17 protein-coding genes are annotated in these 21505 nt (G+C 59.7%); 10 read left to right on the top strand and 7 right to left on the bottom strand.

Annotated elements, in window-relative coordinates; genetic code table 11:
• Positions 1 to 122 precede the first annotated feature (122 nt).
• Positions 123 to 1460, top strand: coding sequence for a hypothetical protein (locus ACTQXI_RS01635; protein WP_441048278.1), 1338 nt, complete (start codon positions 123 to 125; stop codon positions 1458 to 1460).
• Between the two features lie 267 nt (positions 1461 to 1727).
• Here the strand turns inward: ACTQXI_RS01635 and ACTQXI_RS01630 are convergent, their stop codons facing one another.
• From ACTQXI_RS01630 to ACTQXI_RS01620, 3 genes are all read right to left on the bottom strand, one after another.
• Positions 1728 to 1949 (bottom strand): hypothetical protein, encoded by a 222-nt coding sequence (locus tag ACTQXI_RS01630; RefSeq protein ID WP_441048277.1) that lies wholly within the window; start codon positions 1947 to 1949, stop codon positions 1728 to 1730.
• Positions 1950 to 1984: 35 nt separating this feature from the next.
• The gene (locus ACTQXI_RS01625; RefSeq protein ID WP_441548194.1) at positions 1985 to 2770 is read right to left on the bottom strand and encodes an ADP-ribosylglycohydrolase family protein; all 786 of its coding nucleotides are present in this window, start codon (positions 2768 to 2770) and stop codon (positions 1985 to 1987) included.
• A gap of 348 nt (positions 2771 to 3118) precedes the next feature.
• A complete protein-coding gene (locus tag ACTQXI_RS01620) occupies positions 3119 to 3472 on the bottom strand; it encodes a hypothetical protein (protein ID WP_441048274.1) in 354 nt (117 codons plus the stop codon).
• A gap of 250 nt (positions 3473 to 3722) precedes the next feature.
• Between ACTQXI_RS01620 and ACTQXI_RS01615 the strand changes: the two genes are divergently transcribed.
• From ACTQXI_RS01615 to ACTQXI_RS01585, 7 genes are all read left to right on the top strand, one after another.
• Positions 3723 to 4355 carry a cyclodeaminase/cyclohydrolase family protein gene (locus ACTQXI_RS01615; RefSeq protein WP_441548193.1) on the top strand — a complete coding sequence of 211 codons (633 nt, stop codon included), beginning with the start codon at positions 3723 to 3725 and terminating at the stop codon, positions 4353 to 4355.
• Between the two features lie 2 nt (positions 4356 to 4357).
• Entirely contained in the window at positions 4358 to 5212 is an 855-nt protein-coding gene (locus ACTQXI_RS01610; RefSeq protein ID WP_441548192.1) for a bifunctional 5,10-methylenetetrahydrofolate dehydrogenase/5,10-methenyltetrahydrofolate cyclohydrolase, read from the top strand.
• 99 nt (positions 5213 to 5311) lie between these two features.
• On the top strand, positions 5312 to 6835 hold the full coding sequence (locus tag ACTQXI_RS01605) for a C69 family dipeptidase (protein WP_441067481.1): 1524 nt from the start codon (positions 5312 to 5314) through the stop codon (positions 6833 to 6835).
• Positions 6836 to 6982: 147 nt separating this feature from the next.
• Entirely contained in the window at positions 6983 to 7399 is a 417-nt protein-coding gene (locus ACTQXI_RS01600; RefSeq protein WP_154515830.1) for a hypothetical protein, read from the top strand.
• Positions 7400 to 7407: 8 nt separating this feature from the next.
• Positions 7408 to 9171, top strand: coding sequence for an ABC1 kinase family protein (locus tag ACTQXI_RS01595; RefSeq protein ID WP_441548191.1), 1764 nt, complete (start codon positions 7408 to 7410; stop codon positions 9169 to 9171).
• Positions 9172 to 9838: 667 nt separating this feature from the next.
• The gene (locus tag ACTQXI_RS01590; RefSeq protein ID WP_441548190.1) at positions 9839 to 14653 is read left to right on the top strand and encodes a DUF4430 domain-containing protein; all 4815 of its coding nucleotides are present in this window, start codon (positions 9839 to 9841) and stop codon (positions 14651 to 14653) included.
• A gap of 9 nt (positions 14654 to 14662) precedes the next feature.
• A complete protein-coding gene (locus ACTQXI_RS01585; RefSeq protein ID WP_441548189.1) occupies positions 14663 to 15553 on the top strand; it encodes a DUF4430 domain-containing protein in 891 nt (296 codons plus the stop codon).
• Between the two features lie 157 nt (positions 15554 to 15710).
• Here the strand turns inward: ACTQXI_RS01585 and ACTQXI_RS01580 are convergent, their stop codons facing one another.
• From ACTQXI_RS01580 to ACTQXI_RS01570, 3 genes are all read right to left on the bottom strand, one after another.
• The gene (locus ACTQXI_RS01580; protein WP_370450581.1) at positions 15711 to 16118 is read right to left on the bottom strand and encodes a GtrA family protein; all 408 of its coding nucleotides are present in this window, start codon (positions 16116 to 16118) and stop codon (positions 15711 to 15713) included.
• A gap of 219 nt (positions 16119 to 16337) precedes the next feature.
• Positions 16338 to 16733, bottom strand: coding sequence for a GtrA family protein (locus tag ACTQXI_RS01575; protein ID WP_427728966.1), 396 nt, complete (start codon positions 16731 to 16733; stop codon positions 16338 to 16340).
• Positions 16734 to 16811: 78 nt separating this feature from the next.
• Entirely contained in the window at positions 16812 to 18728 is a 1917-nt protein-coding gene (locus tag ACTQXI_RS01570) for a fructose-1,6-bisphosphatase (protein WP_441548188.1), read from the bottom strand.
• 318 nt (positions 18729 to 19046) lie between these two features.
• Between ACTQXI_RS01570 and ACTQXI_RS01565 the strand changes: the two genes are divergently transcribed.
• The gene (locus ACTQXI_RS01565) at positions 19047 to 19937 is read left to right on the top strand and encodes a DegV family protein (protein WP_441048261.1); all 891 of its coding nucleotides are present in this window, start codon (positions 19047 to 19049) and stop codon (positions 19935 to 19937) included.
• Between the two features lie 107 nt (positions 19938 to 20044).
• Here ACTQXI_RS01565 and ACTQXI_RS01560 read toward each other — a convergent pair whose 3' ends face one another.
• Positions 20045 to 21136 (bottom strand): hypothetical protein, encoded by a 1092-nt coding sequence (locus ACTQXI_RS01560; protein ID WP_427728970.1) that lies wholly within the window; start codon positions 21134 to 21136, stop codon positions 20045 to 20047.
• A gap of 189 nt (positions 21137 to 21325) precedes the next feature.
• On the opposite strand from ACTQXI_RS01560, the gene ACTQXI_RS01555 reads away from it, so the two are divergent.
• Positions 21326 to 21496 (top strand): hypothetical protein, encoded by a 171-nt coding sequence (locus tag ACTQXI_RS01555; protein ID WP_427728972.1) that lies wholly within the window; start codon positions 21326 to 21328, stop codon positions 21494 to 21496.
• The last annotated feature ends 9 nt before the right edge of the window (positions 21497 to 21505 follow it).

Raw genomic sequence — 21505 nt, 5'->3', positions numbered from 1 at the left:
GCTAACGAGCGGGGCTTCTTGTCCGACCGGGTGTTCCATTTTGGGCCACATGGGTATGGGCTTGTGCCTGCCTGCTCGACATACTTAATGTCGACAGCCCCTGCGTAAAGGAGGACGTATCCATGGACGAGATGTTTGCCATCAAATGCCAAAACTGCGGCGGCCCCATGTACTCACACCAGGCTAAACGCAGCTTTGAGTGTGCCTATTGCGGCACGGTCGTTCCGTGGCAGGCCGATGCGGGGGAGCCCAAGAGCGCCCTGGGCATTCGCCATGCGCCGCTGACGCTTGTCGATGGGCTGCTTAAGCTCACCCATGTGTCGCAGCTCGAGCGCCCGGTGGACCCCGACTGGTATTTCTTTCATGCGCACTGGCGCAACCAGTCGGTTCTAGAGCATCTACTGTGGGAGGACCGCGGCACGGCGCAGGAGTTCCAGGAGGCCACGCACGTGAGCATCCCGTGCCCCTTCTGCGGCGCATCCTTCGAAGGCGAGTCGACCCAGCGCGTGTTTGAGTGCCCGTCCTGCGGCAATAAGATCGGCGTTGCAGACCTACTCAAGCCCGGTACCTTTAGCAAGCGCCTGACCATGGGCGTTGGTGCGGAGTATGTACCCGAGCAGGGTATTCCCTGTGAAATCTCGCCGCAGCAGGCACGTGCCAACGCGCTGCAGCTGGTGCGCCAGTATGCGGAAGCCTTTGCCGGTCACGATGTAGAAGACGCGATCCAAAACGACATGATGCTCTTCTACTTTCCCATGGCGCTCGCGGATTTGCGCATGATGGCGTCCTTCCCGGGCAAGGGGCTGAGCAAGGAGACCTTGGTGTACTACGAGGTGCTCGACTGGGCATATCCGCGGGCAAACTACCTGGACGTTCGTCTTATGGGCATTTTGGAGCCGTGGGACTTTGCCAAGGTTGGGCCGTTCGATCCCGCCATGCAGGAAGGCGACTTTCGCGTTGTTTCCGTCGATGCGTCTACCAAGGACCAGGTGGTCATTGATAAGCTGGCGCTCGACATTGCCGGAAACGATGCCGAGGCGGTGTTGGGGCTCAATAAAAAGAGTATCCGCACGTGGGCGCGCAAGGCCCGCAAGCACAAGGATGGTCTGGTGATGGTGCCGGTCTACTTTGTCGATCGTCCGGCGTCGGACAGCCGCGAAGGCGAGCAGGTGCGCATTGCCGTAAACGGCCAGACGGGTCGTGCGGCCGCGGTAGTGTTTAGCGACAAGCGCGAGACACATGTGGTGGCACCGCTCAGCCCGAGCCTGCACCTGTCTAGCGAAAGTACCGTGCACGCCACGCCCATCGAGGTCAAATACGTTAAATCGCCGTTTCTGTACCAGATCGTGCGCCATGGAGGCGGCGGGCAACCGCGTCAGGTGGCAGCGGCAGTCGAGGGCTCCTACCGAGAGGAAAAGCCCAAACGCAAGGGCCTGTTCGGCGCGATCTTTGGGAAGTAGGGGGGCGGTACGGGACAGTACGCAGTAGTGCGAGCTGTCCGTCGTAGTAGATCTAAATAAACGGTGGGACGGCTGCAAAAGAGCCGCCCCACCGGGTAAAATCAAGGTGTGCCGCGGAACCCGCTCCTCAGTCGGTCAACTTTGGAAGCGCGGGCAACGCAGGAGCTAATGTCTAAAGGGCCGGCTGCAACCGGCCCTTTTCTATGACCCCCTTCTCCACCCATCCCCTGGTTTGGAACAGTGTCGATCTAACGGGCAATCAAACCTCTAGCTCTCTTTGAATTGGGTAGTCATCTGCCCGAAGAAACTAAGTTCGGATGGCTCATAAAGGAGCAAGTCGCCGTCCGCGGTCTTGTAGACTCCGCAGGGAAGATAACGCCCGTCGGGGAGGACATAGAGGTCTCCTTCCTCCTTCATCCCTGCTGGGAGTAGCGGAATCTCGTGCTCGTCCACTTGGAACTCATCTATGTGTGCAGTCTTCCTCTCCATGATGCCTCCTAGCTTGTTTCTGCTGCCGCCGCGATCTAAAACAGGCAGTTCTCAATCAGCTCCTTGCCGCGTAGGGTGTCTATCCACTCCTGTGGAATTGCGTCCATGCCGTAGGCCGTGCCGGCGAGGGCGCCTGCGACGGCTGCGGTGGTGTCGGTGTCGTCGCCTAGGTTGACGGCGGCAAGCACGCAGTCTTCGTAGCTGCTGGTGTTGACGAAGCACCAGGTGGCTGCCTTAAGCGTGTCGCGCACGAAGCCGCCGGATCTGATTTCGTGCTCGGGCGCGCTTTTCAGCTGCAGCGCCCACGAGGGGAGTGCGCCGCTCAGCACGTCTCTCATCAGCTCGATAAATATGACGCATGTGTCGGTCGATGTTCTATGAGCGTGGGTGATTGCAGAGACCTCACGGATCTCTTCGTCCGTCGCATCGGTGAACGCCAGGGGCGCGATGCGCATGAGCGAACCGTTGCCGTTGTCGCGCTCGCCGGAGCCTCCTTTGCCGGTACGCAAGGCGCGGGCGGTCGTGCCGCCGTAATCGAAAACGCCGTCGATCGTATACTCGCCACGGGCAATCCAGCCTACGAACTTGTCGCGCATGTCCGCGGTGTCGATATACCCGAGCTCCCTAATCGAGTCACAGGTAGCAAGCGTCATAGATGTGTCGTCGCTCCAGGTGCCGGCGGGTTGCCCATGTGTGCCGTAGCCAATCATGTCGGTGCATTCGAACGTGCCGCGAGGCATAAACTCGTATGGAACGCCCAGCGCGTCGCCGACGGCAAGTCCGTAGATGCAGTCGCGCAAAGACGGTTTTGGTGTGCCCATTCGTATCTCCCGCTTTCCTCTTGAGGGATGCTGCTTAATAGATAATGGCTGGCTAATGGCGATTATCATAAAGCCTGGCGGGGACAGAAACTGCGACGTCGTCGGAGGTCTTCGAGAAAGGGTCTCGTGGCTACTAGAATGAAATGCTAGGGAAAACAGAGGCGCAGTAGCCGGCTGTTGACCGCCTGCACCTTGGCCTCAGCAGCCACGCGAAGGCGCAGGAATTCGTCAACGTGTTCAATATGGTGATGTGATCGGGCGCTTTCGAACACAAAAAACCGGGATGCAAGGAGTCGCACCTTGCATCCCGGCTGAGTTAAAGCGGCGCTGCTGCATGCCGTTGGAGCTTTAGCGCTTGATCTCGATATCGTCGAGCTTGACGTCCATGGCCTCGGTCTTGGCCTGGGCGATGTCATCGGCAAACTCCAGGGACTTCATCATGGTCTCGACGGCGTCCTTGTGCTCTTCGACGTTGTCGATGCGCACATACACGCTACCACCGTCAACGTCGATGATCTCGACGCCCTCGGGGACCTCGACCTTAAACCAAATGAAGTCGGTCCGCATATCCACGGCTGGCTTTTCTGTTCCGCCGCCACCGCCACTGCCGGTAGCGCCACCGCTTCCGCCGCAACCCACCAGGGCAACCGCGGCAAAGAGACTGATGCAGAGGGTGACAATCGCAAAGGCCTTCTTTTTCATGGTCGTGTCTCCTCATCTGTAACCGCCCATGGATTACCTGCCTTTACTGTACGCACGGGCGGCTCGCGCGGGTGGGCCATGTGTCCCATGCTTGCGGTGCCGACGCCTATCGTGTGTCATAGAAATCCGCGATGGCCAGATGCGCTGACGCTCATGTGCTTATGGGCTAGACTTAGCACCATTACTTGATCGATACAGTTGGCCGGCGGTTGCCGCCCGACCGATCTATATGACTTGAAGGTGCGTGCGTATGAGCCAAGAGATGATGGATAAAACCTGTCGCGGATTTGCCGAGGCGCTTGCCGCGCGCGAGCCGGTTCCCGGCGGCGGCAGCGCGAGCGCCTTTGTGGGCGCGCTGGGCGCCTCGCTGTGCGGGATGGTCGCTCGTTATGGGTCGACCAATCCCGCGCTTGCTGATCGTGCAGATGACCTGACGCGCGCGTTTGCTCAGGCTGATGAGCTGGCCCAGGAGCTTGTCGAGTTGGTTGCCGAGGATGTTCGTGCCTACGGGCAGGTGTCCGCGGCGTACGGTATTTCGCGCGAGGATCCGGCTCGACCGGCTGCGATTCAGGATGCGCTGCACGTGGCGGCTATGCCACCGTATCGCATTATGGATGCCTGCGGGCGCGCGCTGGCGCTGCTCGAGGACATGGCCGATAAGGGTTCGCGCCAGCTGCTGTCCGACGTGGCGTGCGGTGCCGTGTTCTGCCGCGCCGCCATGCAGGGTGCGAGTCTGACACTCTTTGCCAACACCACATCTATGAAAGACCGGGCGCGCGCCGAGGAACTTGAGGCGGCGTGCGATGATCTGTTGGATACGTGGCTGCCGCGCGCCGATGCGCTGGCGCGCCGCGCCGCCGACGCAGCCAGGAAGAGGGGATAGCCATGGCAGAGCTGCTCAAAGGCGCTCCCGTTGCCCGTGCTTTGACCGAGAAGCTCGCTGCTCGCTGCGCCGTCCTGCGCGAACGCGGCGTTGTGCCGACGCTGGCCATCGTTCGTGTGGGCGAGCGCGAGGACGATCTATCATACGAGCGCGGCGCCCTCAAGCGCTGTGAAAAGGCTGGCATTGAGGCTCGCCGCGTTTTGCTTCCTGCCGATGCTTCGCAGGATGAGCTGCTGGCGGCTATTAAGGACATCGATGCCGACCCCGCCGTTCATGGCTGCCTAGTGTTTCGCCCGCTGCCCGCTGGGCTTGACGAGGGTGCGGTTGCCGCGGCACTCGATCCTGCCAAGGATGTCGACTCCATGACGCCGGCCTCGCTACTTACCACGCTTTCGGGGCGAGGCGAGGGCTTTGCTCCCTGCACGGCCGAGGCCGTGTTGGCGTTGCTGGACCATTACGGTGTTGAGCTCGATGGGGCCAAGGTCGCGGTCGTCGGTCGGTCTCTGGTGATTGGCCGTCCCGTTGCCGCCATGCTTACGGCTCGCAATGCCACGGTGACGACGTGCCATACGCATACGCGCGACCTTGTTGCCGAGTGTCGTGCGGCTGATGTTGTGGTTGCGGCCGTTGGGCGCGCGCGCACGATTGGCGCGGATGCGGTTCGCGAGGGCCAGACGATCATCGATGTGGGCATTAATTGGGACGAGGCCGCTGGCAAGCTGGTCGGGGACGTCGATTTTGATGCTGCGGAGCCGATCGTTAACGCCATCACACCCGTGCCGGGCGGCGTGGGGGCTGTGACCACCGCGATTCTCGCCAAACACGTGATCGAAGCGGCCGAGCGCGCATCGAAATAGGCTTTTGACCACGGGGGCTGCCGAGGCTGTGGTTTCGCCCTTTTTGCATCGAAGCGATACACTGTTGCCGTTTGATTTTTTCGCTCAAGGAGGATGCGCATGCCGTGCACAACGATTTTGGTCGGTAAGAACGCGAGCTATGACGGGTCGACGCTGGTTGCCCGCAACGAGGACTCGCCCAATGGGGTATTTGAGCCCAAGCGCATGCGCGTAGTGCATCCCGACGAGCAGCCGCGTGTCTACACGAGTGTCCTGAGCCACCTGACCGTTGAGCTGCCCGACAATCCCATGCGTTACACAAGCGTCCCCGACGTTGTCCCGGGTCATGGCATTTGGGCCGAGGCCGGCTTCAACGAGCTCAATGTTGGCATGTCCGCAACCGAGACGCTCACCACCAACGAGCGCGTCCGCGGCGCCGATCCGCTCGTGGACTACGTGCCCGCCAAGGGCAACGAGGGCGAGGACGGCTATGTGCCGGCGCAGCCCGGCGGTTTGGGCGAGGAGGACATGGTGACCCTGGTGCTGCCGTATGCCAAGTCCGCCCGCGACGGTGTGCGCATTCTGGGCGACCTGCTCGAGCGCTACGGCACCTACGAGAACAACGGCATCGCCTTTAGTGACGTTGACGAGATCTGGTGGCTCGAGACCATCGGCGGCCACCACTGGATCGCCAAGCGCGTACCCGACGACGCCTATGTGACCATGCCCAACCAGCTGGGTATCGACAGCTTTGACTTGGACGACGCCGAGGGCGCGCAGGTCGACCACATGTGCTCGGCCGACCTACGCACCTGGATGGCCGAGTGGCATCTGGACCTGACGTTGGGCGTTAAGGGCGACGGTCCCGCCGCGGTCTTTAACCCGCGCGAGGCCTTTGGTTCGCACAGCGACAGCGACCACGTCTACAACACACCGCGCGCCTGGTACATGCAGCGCTGTCTCAACCCCAGCGATGTGTGGGACGGTCCCGACGCCGACTACACGCCCGAGAGCGACGACATTCCCTGGAGTCGCGTGCCCGAGCGCAAGGTGACCCTCGAGGACATCAAGTACGTGCTTTCGAGCCACTACCAGGGCACGGAGTACGACTGCTACGGCAGCAAGGGTACGCCCGCCACGCGCGGCGCCTATCGTCCCATCGGCATCAACCGCAACAGCCAGCTCGCCGTGCTGCAGCTGCGCCCCTATGCGCAGCCGGCGTATCGCGCCGTGCAGTGGATGGCGTTTGGCTCTAACTCGTTTAACGCGCTTGTGCCACTGTACGCCAATGTCGAGACCATGCCCGAGTACTATGCCGACACGCAGGCTCGCGTGACGTCCGAGAATTTCTATTGGGCGAATCGCCTGATTGGCGCCTTGGCCGATGTTCGCTTCCATGAGTGCGGTCGCGCGGTCGAGGATTATCAGGAGAAGGTCGGCGGCATGGGCCACAAGCAGATTCACGACGTTGACGCCGTTGTAGCCGTACTGCCCGAGGCCGAGGTGCCCGCCGAGCTCGCCCGCGCCAACGAGGCCTTTGCCGAGCTTGTGCGCGTGGAGACCGATGCCCTGTTGGGCAAGGTGCTCTACACCACGAGCTGTGCCATGAAGAATTCCTTCGCGATGAACGATAACATTAGGTAAAAGCCACATTGCAGCGAACGAGCGGGGCAAACGCCGTCAAAGGCTTTGCCTCGCTCGATTTCTATCCCGGTGACAAACGATTTTGTGTCGTTTGCCCAATCTTGGGTACAAGTAGGCCAATGAAGTTGTTCACGATTGGAGCCAACCATGGTTATGAAATTCGATCAGCTTGTTAACGGTGCCATCAACGTGGGCTTCGGTGCCGCCGCCGTTGCCGTCGAGGGCGGCAAGAAGGTCCTCGACGACCTCAATGCCAAGGGCGAGCAGGTGCGCAAGGACGCCGGCACCCCCGATATCGCCCGCAGCGTGTCCGATATGTTCGAGCAGGCCGGCGGCACCATCTCCGACCTTACCGAGCGCCTGGGCATGCAGGGCGAGACTGCGGCCCAGCGCGTGCTCGACGAGCTCATCCTCGCCCGCGTGCGCGTCATGACCGCCCCCGAGCGCACGGCCTTTTTGGCCCATGTGCGCGACATCGTCGATTCGGTCGAGGACAACGTGACCTCGGTGCCCGTCGAGTCCGTTGAGCCCGACGATGCAGAGGACGCCGAAGAGGCCGAGTAGCAGCGCAGATGGCAGATTCCACCACCGATTACAACAATCAAGATCCCTTGGGTGACGAGGCGGCGGTTGTCGACGAGGTCGAGGCCGCCGTCTCGGGCGCTCGCAAGAAGCCGCGCGCTGTCGATATGGTCCCTGAGGAGCCCGACGCGATGGCGCCGGACGAGGAATACCAGCTCACGCCGGCAGGTCGTCGTGAACGCATTGGGCAGATCGTTCGCCTGATCAAAAAGTACCGCGTATGGGACAACCTCACGCCGGTGCGCCTGCGTCGTCTGCTCGAAGAGCTCGGTCCCATGTTCGTCAAGATGGGGCAGATTCTGGCCAACCGCTCCGAGATCTTGCCGCAGCGGTTTTGCGACGAGCTGCGCCGTCTGCGCTCCGACGTAGAGCCGGTGCCGTATGAGGTAGTGCTCCGCTGTTTGGAAGAGGAATACGGTCAGCGCCTGGGGCAGATATTCGACGCGATTGACCCCAACCCGCTCGGTAGCGCGTCGCTCGCGCAGGTGCACCGCGCCCGTCTGGTGACTGGCGAGGACGTGGCCGTTAAGGTGCAGCGCCCCGGCGCGCAGCAGGTGATGGCTCAGGATATCGACATCATCCGTTCGGTGGTACGCATCGTTTCCAAGTTCGTCAACACCGACCAGTTTGTGGACCTGCATGGCGTGGTCGAAGAGCTGTGGACCTCGTTTCGCGAGGAGACCAACTTTTTGGCCGAGGCCAAAAACCTCAACGATTTCTATGACTTCCACAAAAGCGTGCATGGCGTCTCGTGTCCCAAATCCTACTTGGACCTTTGCACCGAACACGTCGTGGTCATGGACTACATTGACGGCATCTCCATTGCCGATCCCAAGCTCCTGGTAGCCGAGGGTTATGACTTGGAAAAGATTGGCGCCGCGATCGTCGAGGACTACTCGACGCAGGTGCTCGACGATGGCTTTTTCCATGCCGACCCGCATGCGGGAAACATCATCCTCAAAGACGGCATCGTCTACTTTATCGACCTGGGCATGGTCGGGCGCATGTCGAGTCACGACCGCGGTATCGTCAAGGACATGATTTTCGCCGTGGCCGAAGGCGACGTTCCCAAGCTCAAGGATTCGCTTATGCGCTTTGCCGTGACGCGCGGCGATTCTGCCGAGCTCGACCATTCGGCCTTTTTGTCCGACTTGGACTTTATCGTCGCCGACTTTGCAGGGCTCGATCTTAAGGACCTGGATATCGGCGAGTTTTTGACCTCGCTGTTAAATCTGGCGCGCAAAAACGACGTTGAACTGCCGAGCGTGGTGACGATGTTCGCCCGTGGCATGGTGACGCTCGAGGGTCTGCTGACCGAGTATATGCCCGACGTCAACATGATCCAGATCATCCAGACGCACATCAAAAACGAGAAGAGCACCTATGCGCGCGCCCGCGAAATGGGGCGCGATCTTGCCGCGAGCAGCTATCGCGCGGCAAAAGGCTCGCTCGAGGCGGCCGAGTATCTGGGCTTGGCGTCGCGCATGCTCACGCGCGGCCAGCTTAAGGTGAACACGCAGATCATGAGCAGCGATAAGGCGCTGCGACAGCTGGGTGGAATTATCGACCGCATGTCGATGGCAATTGTGATCGCCGGCCTGTTTATCGGCTCGTCGGTTGTGTACTACGCGCGCATCGAGCCGGTTGTGTTCGGTATTCCGGTCATTGGCTTTATGGGCTACGTGAGTGCGCTGGTGCTGGCGCTGATGCTGGGCCGCGAGATCTGGCGTAACAGTCACGGCGGCAAGCGTTAATGGCCCCTGGGGGACGGAGGAAAACGGATCATTTTGCCTTGCGTCGCGCCGGCGTGGGCTGGTCCGAACAAAACTATGCCGGTTTACGGGGCTGGAGCGCCGAACCTCGAGCATACCGAAATTCGCGCTTTTAAAACCGCAGGTAGATGAGTCGTTGGTTTTCGAAAATGGCAGATATGGTTGCGAAGTGCTGAATCAGCCCCGTAAACCGGCATAGTTTTGAAACGGGCTGTTCTTGCAAGGTCCGACGACAGTCCTTCCTATCGCAAACCATAGCTTTTACCTTGGGCTTCGCCTGTGTGCGGGGCCCTTTTGCGTGCTACCATATTGACAGTAATAATCGATGGCCTAGATGGTGGTGCGGAGACGCACGAATGCGCGGTTTTCCTGCGTGTTTGGGAGAATCGGGGTGCAAGTCCCCGGCTGTACCAGTAACCGTAATTCCTCTTGGCCCGGGATGGCCGCGCCGCAGATCGGACGGCGCGCCCGGGTCGGTAAGGTTAAGTCGGATCGCCTCCCATCTTGCACGCGGCCGCGGCGCATGCCGCCGGTACGCGTTGGGCTCTGGAGGGAAGGGGGGACCCCGATGGGGGTACTCGAGCGCAATGTGCGCGATGACGTGGGGCAGCCGCTGGGCAATGCTCCAAGTTCAGACAATAGGAGACAAATGGATATGTTTGAGGACGAGTGCCAGCGCGCCTCGTGGCGTCGTCATGGAGCGATTGCCCGCGGCATAGCCAAGCGCGGTCTGGTGGCGTTCCTGGCTTTTGCCATGGCTTTTGGCACCACGCCGGCGCAACTTTGGGCCGAGGGCGCCGAGGGCATTGCCGAGGCCGTGGCTCAGGCTGCGACGGGCGGCGAGGGCGCGGCGGCCGAAGGCGCCGACGATGATGCCGCCGAAAATGCCGCTGGCAGCGATAACGCGACGGCCGGTGATGCTGTCAATACAGAGGGTTCGGCTGCGCCGGCATCCGTCGCTTCCGAGCAGGGCGATGCGTCCGACTCCGTCGCCGTTTCCGCACGTTCGGCATATGTGACCGTTAACTCGGCTGAAATTATTGATGCTGACGGCAAGGGGCTTGCCGATGACAGCGGTATCGCCAAGGTTGGCGATACCGTTAAGGTCGCAGCCTATTATTGGGACGACTACGACTGGGACGACGTCGAGATTTCCCAGACCGAGTACGCGAAACTGGGTTACCAGTGGTATGTCGGCAATAGCCAGTCTACCGCTCCGACGGCGTCGGGCTACACCGCTATCGAAGGCGCAACTGCTCGTGAGCTCAAGCTGACCTCCAATCTTGCCGGCAAGTATGTCGCATGCCGTGTTACGTATGGCGCCGGCGACTACGTGTTCACGGCAAGCCTCAAGTATCCCGTAGAGGCTCCTGCCGAACCCGAAGCCCCCAAGTCTGATGAGGCTAAGAAGCTGGACGAGGCGGTTGCGAAGCTCAAAGCCGATGGCTATTCAGGCTGGTATCCCAATCCATCCCAGGGAACCGATACCAACATCTGCTCCATGCTTTCGGCGAAGCTTGCCAACTTGGGCTACTCGGATATCAAGGTTTCGCTTGCGGGCGTAACCTATGGCGGCCGCGATCCCAAGCAGGATGGTGGCATCGCGGATGATGGAAAGATCTCCTATTTCTTCCTGTCTCCTGCAGATAAGACTTCCGCGCTTGATTACTCGCTGCTTCGCCAGTTTAAGCCGACGTATACGCTGACGCTTGGCTCCGCGAGCGTTTCGTATACGCCCGGTCGCGCATCGACGCTCGCATGGAATGGTGGCAAGGTCATCGCCTATCTTAAGGCGGCATGGGCTCATGCTGAGGGTCTGCCCGACGAGATTGAGGCGGGCGTCACGCAAGGAACGCTTCCCAGCTCAATCAGCATCAACGGTAAAAAGGTTGCTTCTATTGACTGGATGAGTCTTAATGACTCTATTGCCAAGGTGAATTCCAGCTACGGCGATCCGACGGTTACGTATACCCATGGTATGACCGATCAGACTGCTCAGCTCACGGCTACACTCTCGCTGGCGGTTCCTGGCGACAATAATGCCCCGTCAAATGGGACGGCATATCTGGTCTACTATACCGTCAAGGCAAAATCTCAGGAGCAGATTGATGCCGAAAAGGCCGAGCTGTCAGCTGCGCTCGACCGCATTGTGCTCAAGGATTTTGAGACCAAAAAAGAAGTCGATGCCAATGCCGTCGAGGGCGATCTCCAGCTGCCCAATACCCGTCGTTCTGACATCGACGCTCCGTCCGGCGCCAAGCTCTCCTATACATCGAGCAATGAGGCTGTTGCGAAGGTCGACGGCTACCGCGTGGTTGTTACCCGTGATATCGAAGGCGTCTCGAATGAAGTAGTTATTACGGCTACGCTTGCCAAGGACGGCATAACCGTAACGCGCGACATCGTCATCAAGGTTAAGCCCATCGACGATTCCGAGATTGACCAAGCTGTGGCATTTATGCAGCAGGTTAAGGATGCCTACGCAAAGTCTCTGCTCGGCGTTAACGCTTCGGTTGACGCGGTTACCGAGAATCTGTCGACCTTTGCCGAGGCGGTGCCTACGGCAGACGGCGGCATCGAGTACCGCAAGGGTAAGGACAGCAAGCTGTCCGGCGTTGTGGCAGCAGACCTTCCTGGATACGACGCGATGTCGGGGAACGACTGGCGCACGTATCGTACGAGCGACACCTCGGTCATCTCGAACGAAAATCTAAAGGTGACGCGCCCTGAGGCCGATACCCTTGTTACGGTCGAGAGCAACCTGACGTACGCCAAGTACGAATCTCTGGCGAAGGCGCATCCCGAGAACGCTAAGCTGCAGAGCCTCATTAACCAGAGTGTTAAGGCGACGTATCGCGTTGTTGGTACGGTCGATCATTCCGACCCCAAGATTTCCGTTGCCTTTAAGCTCGTTGGTATCGACGCCGACGGCAACGACGAGGTTTGGGCCGATTCCGCCAAGAGTGTCGTTTACGGCTCGACTGCCGGCGATGTGATTGAAGACGCTCTAAAGGGCATGACCCATACCGCGACCGGTGTGGGCACGGCGAGTTACTATCTGAGTGATATCACTTCGGCGGATGGTCGCAAGCTGGGCTGGGATGCGTCGACGGGCAAGTACTGGCAGCTTTTTGTTAACGGGAAGGCGCCTGAGGTCGGCGCCGGCCAGGTTCACCTCGCCCCCGGCGATAGCGTCGTGCTGTATTACTCCGCCTTCGGCGCAAGCCTTGACGATGCGAATAAGGCTACCGTCAAAGCCTCGGTGAGCTTCATCGGACCGGATGAGAATGGCGGCAACTCCGTATGGGCGTTTGCCAGCGACGTCAAGATGTCTGATGGATCCACCGCTGCCGATCTTACCGAGCAGGAGCTCAAGGCCGCAGGTCTCACCTATGACAGTCAGGATACGTCCGGTGCGTCGTTCTACCTTGCCAGCATTACGCGCGCAGACAAGACGTATGGCTGGGACCAGTCGACCGGCAGGTACTGGCAGCTCTATGTCAACGGCGAGAAGTCTCAAAAGATGGCGGGCCAGGTTACCCTCAAGCCGGGAGACAAGGTTCAGTGGGTCTACGCTGCAGATAACGAGAAACCCCTCGAGGGCCTCATCATCAATCCCTTCGCTTCGCGTCCGGACTGGACCGCAAACTGGAACGGCTTTGGCAATGCGGGCGGCACGACGCTCGTGAACACGCCGACGCCCACCGAGTCTGCCGCGGAGCTGTGGAAGGTCAATCTGGCCACGGCTGCCGATAAGTGGGTTTCGCTGGGCGACCCTATCATTGCGGGCGGCTACGTTTTCGTTACCACGAACTCCGAGCTCGTCAAGATCGACAACACGGGCAAGGTTGTTGCGCGCGTTTCCAAGGGCGGGACCACTTTCTATTTCTCGCGTCCTGTGTACGCGGATGGTCTGATTATCTCGGCAAACGACGATGGTTCCGTGTACGCCTTTTCTGCCGAGACACTTGAGTGCGTGTGGAAGACCTCTGCACTCGAGGCTCCTGCCGCGGGCAGGGGCTATCAGGCGAACTCGACCATGACGGTAGCGAACGGATGTGTATACGCCGAGTTTGTCACGGGTGCCAGTACTTCCGGTACCGCAACGGGCGGGGCCATGGTTTGCATCGATATTGCGACGGGCAAGATCGTCTGGTCGGATGTCACCACAAAGACCGGTTCCTCGACCGGCGAGGGTTACTACTGGGCGGGTGCCGCCGCTTCCGGCTCCGATCTTGTTATCGGTGACGAGAGCGGCTGCGTGAAGCTCATTGACGGCAAATCCGGCAAGGTCAAATCTTCTGTGAGCCTGTCTGGAAATCCCGTTCGTGCAACGATCGTTTCTGCCGGTACCGAGGGTGGCAACCCGGTCTTTTTGGCGATCGGTCGTCAGCCGGCTACGCTCTATAAGATTGTGCGTGAGGGCGACACGCTTCGTATTGTCGGCTCTTGCGCATTTGCGAACACCTCGACTTCGACGCCGGCCGTGGCAAACGGCAAGGCCTATATCGGCGGAAGCGACGCTTCGAACAATGGCCAGTTCACTGTTATCGACCTTGCGTCTATGACGGTCGAAATGTCGCTTGACATGGGAATAAATGCCGAGGTCAAAGCCTCTCCGATTGCATCTGTGCAGGGCAGCGATGTCTACGTGTACTTTACCTGCAACAAGACTCCGGGCGCTGTCTACTGCTTTAACCAGTCAACTGGCGAGGCTGTGGAGATCTATACGCCGTCTGGCTCCAATGCGAACTATTGCACTGCAAGCGTGATCGCCGATGTCCAGGGCAACCTTTACTACACCAACGATTCCGGTACGCTCTTTGCTCTCAAGGCTGCTCCGGGTTATACGGTGGCCTTCGATACGCGCGGTGGCAGCACGGTCCCCAGCGCTATGACCGCACAAAACAAGACCATGGTTGCCCCTGCGAACCCCGAGCGCTCCGGTTATACCTTTGCAGGCTGGTATAAGGATGCCGATTGTACTCAGGCTTGGGATTTCTCCAAAGACGTCGTGACGGCCGATATGACGCTCTACGCCAAGTGGACCAAGAATGCCGTTAACCCTGGCGGCAACGGTGACTCTGGCTCCAATGGCGGTTCGGGTAATGCCGGGGCTGGTTCTGGCTCCGGTAACGGCACAAATGGCCAGCAGACTGGCGGTGCTGTTGCTCCGGGCCAGAAGCCGGTATCCACCACGACCACGACCGAGACCAAGGACGGCAAGGATTCCAAGAAGGATTCCGACAAGTCCGACAAGAAGGACAGCAAGAAGTCTGACAAGAAGTCCAGCAAGTCCAGCTCCAAGTCCGATACGGGCTCGGCTGCCGCGACTACCGCTAAGAAGTCCGCTGAGGCTCTGGCACAGCAGTCTGGCTTCAACCCGCTCGCCATTGTCGGCGTAGCGGCCGGCGTGATCGGGCTTGCGGTCATTGGCGTGTTCGTGTTTACCAAGCGCCGGTAGGTGAGTGCTGTGTCCAATAAACCTCAGGATGCCGACTCCAAGCAACCCGACTCGTCGTTCATTCAGCTCGACGATGCTAAGCAAAAGGGCGCCGCCTCGGCGGCGTCCGCCTCTCGGCGCAAGGCGCTGCTTGGCTCTCTGACGGCCGTCTGCATCGCGCTGATCGTCGTCTCGCTGGGCTTTGTTCACCCTTCTGCCAGCGGCGCCTGGTCCATCGATTGGATCGCTCGGGCCGTGGCGGGGAGGAGCGTTGCCGACTCTGGCTCTATCGCCTCTCGCAAGACGGAGACAGTGGGCTCCTCGTCTTCTGACGCTGTGGACTCTGAGTCCAAGGACTCGAATGAATCGGATTCCAAGGACGCTTCCGGGTCTTCGGACGAGAAGTCAGACAAGGATTCGAAAGAGAAGAAGTCCGAAGACAAGGGCGGCAAGAAGTCCAACAACGCGTCTGCCGGACAGGACTCCGAATCCGCTGGTGGATCGAGTTCTTCAAACGGCTCCTCTTCGGGCGGCGGCTCGGCGGCCGGCGGTGGGTCTGTATCCAACGGCGACAGCGCCTCTGCTGGCAATCAGGGCGGCTCGCAGCAGCCTGGCTACATTACTGTGACGGTCTCTGTGACGTCGAGTGCCGTGGGTAACCCGGTGTCTTCTGGCGGTACGTTCACCTTCAACGAGGGCGCTACCCCCTACGATGCCCTGTGCGCCCTGGGCCTTTCCGTAAATGCGCATGGCTCATCGTACGGCACGTATGTCGCCTCTATCGGCGGCCTGGCCGAGAAGGAGCACGGTGGTACAAGCGGCTGGATGTACTCTGTCAACGGCGTAACGCCCAACACGGCTTGCAGCAACTACGCTCTCTCCAACGGTGACAGCGTCGTCTGGTATTACGTAACGGGCTAAATGCCTCGACATAACACGCCAAACGGGCGGTTCGGACCAACATCCGAGCCGCCCGTCTTTATGCGAATGGGGCTGGGCCGCCGGGTCTCTCTGCAAACAAAAAGCCGGTTGGAACGAGAATTCCAACCGGCTGCGAAGCGAGATTATGTTGGGCCGTCTACGACCGTGCGCCCTCGAGGAAAAAGCGACGGCTAAAGTAGTTGTACCAGGTGACCAGGAACGTGGCGATGGCCTTCATGGCCTGGTAGCCGATACTCAAAAACGTGACGCCCACAAACATGTACAGGTCGTTGAGGCCCAGACCGATCACCGACAGGATGGTAAAGATCGTGAACTCGCGCTTACGGCTCATGCCCTCGCGATGGTCGAACACGTACTTCATGCTGAGCCAGTAGTTAACCACGACGGACGTGGTAAACGAGACCGTCGTGCTCATCAAAAAGTCGAGGTGGAACAGCTCGACGAGCGCAATAAGCATGCCCCAGTCGACGCCAAAGGAGATAAGACCTACGACAGCGAACTTGAGGAACTGCTTGGTATGAGGTTGTGCCAGCGCGTTGCGCACGTAATCACATCCAATGCGTTGATGAATCGAGCAACGAGATACTTTAGAGCTTTTGCATGGCAAACGTAAGGTCTTTGGCAAGAACTATACGAACTCGCCAAATATTCAAGTGGAAATCCGCAAACGCTGCAAATCTTCCCGTAAACGAGCAAGGCCCAGGCAACGCTACGCTTGACGCGCGTCATCCGCAGGTCCCCGTAGTGCAACGAGGAGGCCGAGCTATTTGGTCTGCTCGCCCTCTAGGAAGATCTTTCGCGTTACAAAGTTGTAGACCATGACGAGCGCGGTAGCGCAAATCTTGGCGATATTGGCCTCGAGGCCCAGGCCGGCGTTGAGGGCAAGCACGATGCCGTCGTTGAGCGCCAGGCCAATAACGGATAGCACGACAAAGATGATGAACTCGCGGCGGCGGCTCATGCCCTCCTTGTGTGCAAACACGTACTTCATGCTCGCGACGTAGTTAAAAATGAGCGAGACGATAAAGCCGCTGGTGTTGGCGATCAAGATGTTGAGGCCCAGGCCGTAGTGGAGCAGATTCATGATGCCAAAGTCGATGACGGTGGCAACGACGCCGACGACGCCAAACTTTATGATCTGCGCAAGGAGCTTTTGCATGGTACCTGCCTTAGGGTGGCGCCGGGGCGCCGCGGGGATGACAAACCTAGCAAGTTTAACCAATCCCCACAGGCGGGGCTAGGAGCGCTCCTCGATAGCACCGTTTCTATATGCATCGAGGAGCTGGCGCAGGTCTTGGATCTGACTGCGAATCTTGACGCCGGTATCGGTGTCGCTCACCATGCGGCGCCGGTCGGCCTCGTCAAAGCGGTTGGTCTCGCTCTCGATGTCGACATTGCGGGTGAGCGCCTCGGCAACGCTGGTAAAGGCCTGGTGCGACTTGAGGCGGCATCCGCGCGAGCTCGAGATGAGCGTGTAGCCGGCGATGCCCGTTTTGGGGTGGTAGGCGCGACAGAAACCGCCGTCGATGACCAGCAACTTTCCGTTGGCTCGGATGGGCTGCTCGCCCTTGGTGGTCTTGACGGGCGTATGGCCGTTGATGATATGGCCCGTCGGCGAGCAAGCCATGGGGGCGACGCCAAACTCCCGCATGATGTCGTCGCAAACGGACGAGGACGTGGTGAGCGTGTAGTACGGGTCCATCGGCTCGACCCACGTGCTCTTATCGGCAATGTAGGCGCGCTCGAAGGTGCGCACCACGCGTCCGCTGGCGGGTGAGTTAAAGCCGATCCACAGGTACCACATCCAATCGAGGGCATCGCGGTCGCCGACGCGCCAGGCGCGACGGGCGATATAGTCGCAAAAATCAAAATAATCGCGGCCGGCGTGCCAGGTACCCAGGCAGTTCATGCTGCTAAAGGTGCCGTCTTCGTTGAGCGGTACGCAGCCGTGGAACAGCAGATTGCCGTTGGCGACCTTATACATGGAGCCGTGGGTATAGAGGAAATCGATGTGGCGATGCAGATGATCGGCGGTGACAAATTCGGACACGAGCTTGTCGATGATGTGCTGCTCCTCGGGCGTGAGCGTGTAGGGGTCCGCTGGATCGACGGTGGGGAAGTCGTTAGTCGTGAGCGGCCACACGCTGCCGTCGGCGAGGGTGACCGTGCCGGCATCGTGATCGACCTTGTCGAGCAGTAGACGGTCGGCCATGTCGAACTCGGGGTGGCGCTGGATAATCTGGCCCTCGAGCTTAAAGAGTAGAACGTTGATGGCTTTGATGAGCGGGCTGATGGGCTCGCCGGCGGTATAGGTGGCGTTGGCAAAGGCGACAAGCTCGCGCAGCGAGATGCCGTAGTCGTTCTCGAGAATCTCGTAGTTGTCGTAGCGCAGGTTGTTGCGTAGCACCGTGGCGATGCAGGCAGGCTCGCCGGCAGCGGCGCCCATCCACAACAGGTCGTGATTGCCCCACTGAATATCGAGCGAATGATAGGTGAGCAGGCGGTCCATAATCTTGGCCGCGCCGCCGCCGCGGTCGAAGATGTCGCCCACCAAGTGCAGGTGGTCGACGGCGAGGCGCTTGATGAGTGAGGCGAGCGACTCGATAAAGTCGTCGGCGCTGGCGGTCTCCAAGATGGATTCGATAATGCGCTCGTGATAACGCACGCGGTAGTTGTTCTCGTCCGGATGCGTGTGCAGCAGCTCGTCGATGATGTAGGCGTAATCGCGCGGGATGGCCTTACGTACCTTGGAGCGGGTGTAGCGGCTCGAAAGCGAGCGGGCAACCACAATGAGCTGGTTGAGCATGGTCTTGTACCAGGTGGGCGAGTCCTCGTGCCGGCTGCGGACCAGATCGATCTTCTCGCGCGGGTAGTAGATGAGCGTGCACAGCTCGCCCTTTTCGTTAAAGGAGAGCGTGTCGCCAAAGATTTCGTCGACATGCTCGCGCACGACGCCCGAGCAGTTGTTGAGGATGTGCATAAAGGCTTCGTACTCGCCATGCACATCGCTCATAAAATGCTCGGTGCCCTTGGGCAGGTTGAGGATGGCCGAGAGGTTGATGATCTCGGTGAATGCGGATTGCTCGGTGGGGAACTGTCTCGACAGCAGGCGCAGATACTTGAAGTCTTGCGGATTGCGATCGAATGCGACCATGAAACACCTTCCGATGTGGTTGGTAAAACTGATAAACAGCGTCAAACGTTTATCAGTATGCGCCGCTTTTGTTTCAATTGGGGTTAGGAGATTGAATTGTTGGCCGAACGGTTTGCTAAATCGATTTAGTCGAGGTAGATATGGCGGTTGAGTGGAGACGTAGGGTCGTTTTTGCAGGCGCATACCTCCGGGATCGCTAGAGATGATGACGGTAAAGATGTTCACTACCTTTGGTTCAATTTGGTAAATAACGGACATTTGTACCGTATTCACGCATGCTGTGCGATAATTTGCGCAACAATGAGTAAGGAGCCTCATATGAGTGATTTTGTCCTGACCTGTGAATCCGCCGCCGATCGAACCCGTGAGTTCTTTGCGTCGCGCAATATTCCTGTCGTGTGTTTTCATTACGAGATCGACGATGTTGTCTATACGGACGATCTGTATCAGTCGATTACGCCGGACGAGTTTTTTGCCCAGATTGCCGCGGGCGCCATGCCCAAGACGTCTCAGGTGAGCGTGGGTGAGTACGAGGAGTTTTGGGAGCCGTTTGTTGCCGAGGGTAAAGACGTGCTGCACCTGACGTTGTCGTCGGGTATTTCGGGCACGTATGGATCGGCCTGCGTTGCGGCGCAGATGCTCGCGGATCGCTATCCCCAGGGCGGCAAGGTGCGCGTCATCGATTCGCTGGCGGCGTCTTCGGGCCTTGGCCTGCTGGCGGAATGTGCCGCCGACGTTCGCGATAGCGGCGCTTCGCTCGACGAGACGGCCGCTTGGATTGAGGAGCATAAACTCAACCTGCACCACTGGTTCTTTTCGACCGATCTGTCGAGCTACCTGCGCGGCGGTCGCATTTCGGCCGCGAGCGCGATCATCGGCACGGCACTCAAGATTTGCCCGCTTATGACGGTCGATTGCGAAGGTGAGCTGGCGCCGCGTGAGAAGATTCGCACCAAGAAGCGTGCGATTTCCGAGATGGCTAAGACCATGATGGCACACGTGCAGGGCGGTGCGGATTATTCGGGTAAGTGCATCATGTCGCACTCGGCGTGTCGCGAGGATGCCGAGGCAGTTGCGGCGCTGATAGAGGAACAGATTCCGCAGCTTAAAGGCAAGATTGAGATTAATGACATCGGTACTCTGATTGGCTCGCATACCGGACCTGGTACGGTGGCGCTCTTCTTTATGGGCGACAAGCGCGTGGACTAACGTTTGTGGGCTGGCTGACGGTTTTAACGGCTACGCCTGTCCTCCTGACATTTGATAACAGAAAAAGGCCCGTCCCGTTGTTTGCGGGGCGGGCCTTGCTGTTGCGGCTAGCGTTTCTTTCCACGGAAGAAGAAACCGTGTAGCGAGGGCTTGAGTCCGCGGTTGGCGCGACGCTCCTCGATATGATCGTGGATCGAGGCGACGCGTTCGATGACCTCGTCGGGAATCGGCACGTCGGGATTCATGTTCTCGACCTGGCTGACCTCGGCGGCGGCGACCTGGTCGATAATGGGCACATCGTCGCGCGAGATGACAGGCGTGGCGTCTTCCTTCATCTTGCGGTAGCGCTCCATCATGTCGGTTTGCAGCTGCTGGGCCGAAGGCGGCGTCCAGATGATAGCGTTGGCGCCGGCGGCGATGGTTTCGCGGATGCTCTCGGGCGTCTTGCCACCCGGTGCGATGAGCGGCAGGCTGGGATAGTGCTCTCGCAGCTCGCGCAGGACCTGGGGTGTGTTTTTGCCGGCGGCGATGTTGAGGATCTTGGCCCCGGCGCGCACCTTGGCGTGGGCATCGTCATCGCAGCGAACGACCGTGGCGATGACGGGGATGTCGGCGATGTTGGTGATGTGCTCGACCATCTCGGCGGTAGCGGGGGAGTTGACCACGCAGCCCGCCGCGCCTTGCATCTCGGAGACGGCCGCCATCTGCACGGAGCGCTTACCGGTGGTGGTACCGCCGCCAACGCCCACAAAGACCGGGCACTCGGCAACAGTCAGCAGCGCCTGCGTAATGGCGGGCTGCGGCGTGAAGGGGTAGACGGCAAACACGGCGTCGGCATTGGAGTTGCGGATGACCGCCACGTCGGTGGTGTAGATGAGCGATTTGATGCGGCGTCCAAAGAGCGTAAAGCCGCTGGCCTCCTCGATCTCATCGGGCATGCGGAGGGCCGCCTTGCGCAGGCGCCCATCGATGGGCAGCGGCTCCATGGGCAAAAGGCCGCTGGGGGTTACGGCCACCTGGGGCTCGGTAAATTCGTCCGCAAGCTCAACCTCTGAGAAATCGACCGAGGCGACGATGTCCTCGTGAACCTCGGCGGGAACATCGATGGGGGCTTGGTCGTTCGTCGCGGCGGGCGTGTCGAAGGAGCTGGTGGCGACAAAAGCGTCAACACGCTCGTTCAAATCGTTGAGAGAATCCATTGCGGTCCGTTTCTATAATGTGCGGTCGGCAGCGTGCGACCGGCGCTACGTTGCTAAAACGTTTGACGAGTTGATTTTTCCCCGCCGCGCTATCCGTTAGACCGAAGGGCCGGCGAACGTGAAGGAGCTGTGGTGGCAGGTTTTGAGGTGCTATCTTAAATGTCCCGTTTATAAGAGAGGTGGCGCGGTATGGAAATCACGACGATATTGAGCTCGATTGGCCTATGCGTGGGCGCAATCGTAGCCGCCGCGGTCATCTACTTTGTGGTTACGGCCATTAAGGGCAAAAAGGCCGAGCGCAAGGAGCGTGAAGCGCTTGCGCGGCATAAGGACCAGCAGGACAAGCGCGCACGGAGATAGCTTGTTGAG

Origin of the sequence: Collinsella sp. LCP19S3_C9, assembly GCF_052121575.1 — a bacterium.
In the GTDB taxonomy this organism is placed as follows: domain Bacteria; phylum Actinomycetota; class Coriobacteriia; order Coriobacteriales; family Coriobacteriaceae; genus Collinsella.
This window is presented reverse-complemented; position numbering and strand designations above follow the sequence as displayed.

Excerpts from the sequence above, each read along its gene's own strand:
- ACTQXI_RS01560 (WP_427728970.1), bottom strand. The coding sequence starts at position 21,136 with ATGGATTCTCTCAACGATTTGAACGAGCGTGTTGACGCTTTTGTCGCC.
- ACTQXI_RS01625 (WP_441548194.1), bottom strand. The coding sequence starts at position 2,770 with ATGGGCACACCAAAACCGTCTTTGCGCGACTGCATCTACGGACTTGCC.
- ACTQXI_RS01615 (WP_441548193.1), top strand. The coding sequence starts at position 3,723 with ATGAGCCAAGAGATGATGGATAAAACCTGTCGCGGATTTGCCGAGGCG.
- ACTQXI_RS01570 (WP_441548188.1), bottom strand. The coding sequence starts at position 18,728 with ATGGTCGCATTCGATCGCAATCCGCAAGACTTCAAGTATCTGCGCCTG.
- ACTQXI_RS01620 (WP_441048274.1), bottom strand. The coding sequence starts at position 3,472 with ATGAAAAAGAAGGCCTTTGCGATTGTCACCCTCTGCATCAGTCTCTTT.
- ACTQXI_RS01610 (WP_441548192.1), top strand. The coding sequence starts at position 4,358 with ATGGCAGAGCTGCTCAAAGGCGCTCCCGTTGCCCGTGCTTTGACCGAG.
- ACTQXI_RS01630 (WP_441048277.1), bottom strand. The coding sequence starts at position 1,949 with ATGGAGAGGAAGACTGCACACATAGATGAGTTCCAAGTGGACGAGCAC.
- ACTQXI_RS01565 (WP_441048261.1), top strand. The coding sequence starts at position 19,047 with ATGAGTGATTTTGTCCTGACCTGTGAATCCGCCGCCGATCGAACCCGT.
- ACTQXI_RS01555 (WP_427728972.1), top strand. The coding sequence starts at position 21,326 with ATGGAAATCACGACGATATTGAGCTCGATTGGCCTATGCGTGGGCGCA.
- ACTQXI_RS01600 (WP_154515830.1), top strand. The coding sequence starts at position 6,983 with ATGGTTATGAAATTCGATCAGCTTGTTAACGGTGCCATCAACGTGGGC.
- ACTQXI_RS01595 (WP_441548191.1), top strand. The coding sequence starts at position 7,408 with ATGGCAGATTCCACCACCGATTACAACAATCAAGATCCCTTGGGTGAC.
- ACTQXI_RS01605 (WP_441067481.1), top strand. The coding sequence starts at position 5,312 with ATGCCGTGCACAACGATTTTGGTCGGTAAGAACGCGAGCTATGACGGG.
- ACTQXI_RS01575 (WP_427728966.1), bottom strand. The coding sequence starts at position 16,733 with ATGCAAAAGCTCCTTGCGCAGATCATAAAGTTTGGCGTCGTCGGCGTC.
- ACTQXI_RS01635 (WP_441048278.1), top strand. The coding sequence starts at position 123 with ATGGACGAGATGTTTGCCATCAAATGCCAAAACTGCGGCGGCCCCATG.
- ACTQXI_RS01590 (WP_441548190.1), top strand. The coding sequence starts at position 9,839 with ATGGATATGTTTGAGGACGAGTGCCAGCGCGCCTCGTGGCGTCGTCAT.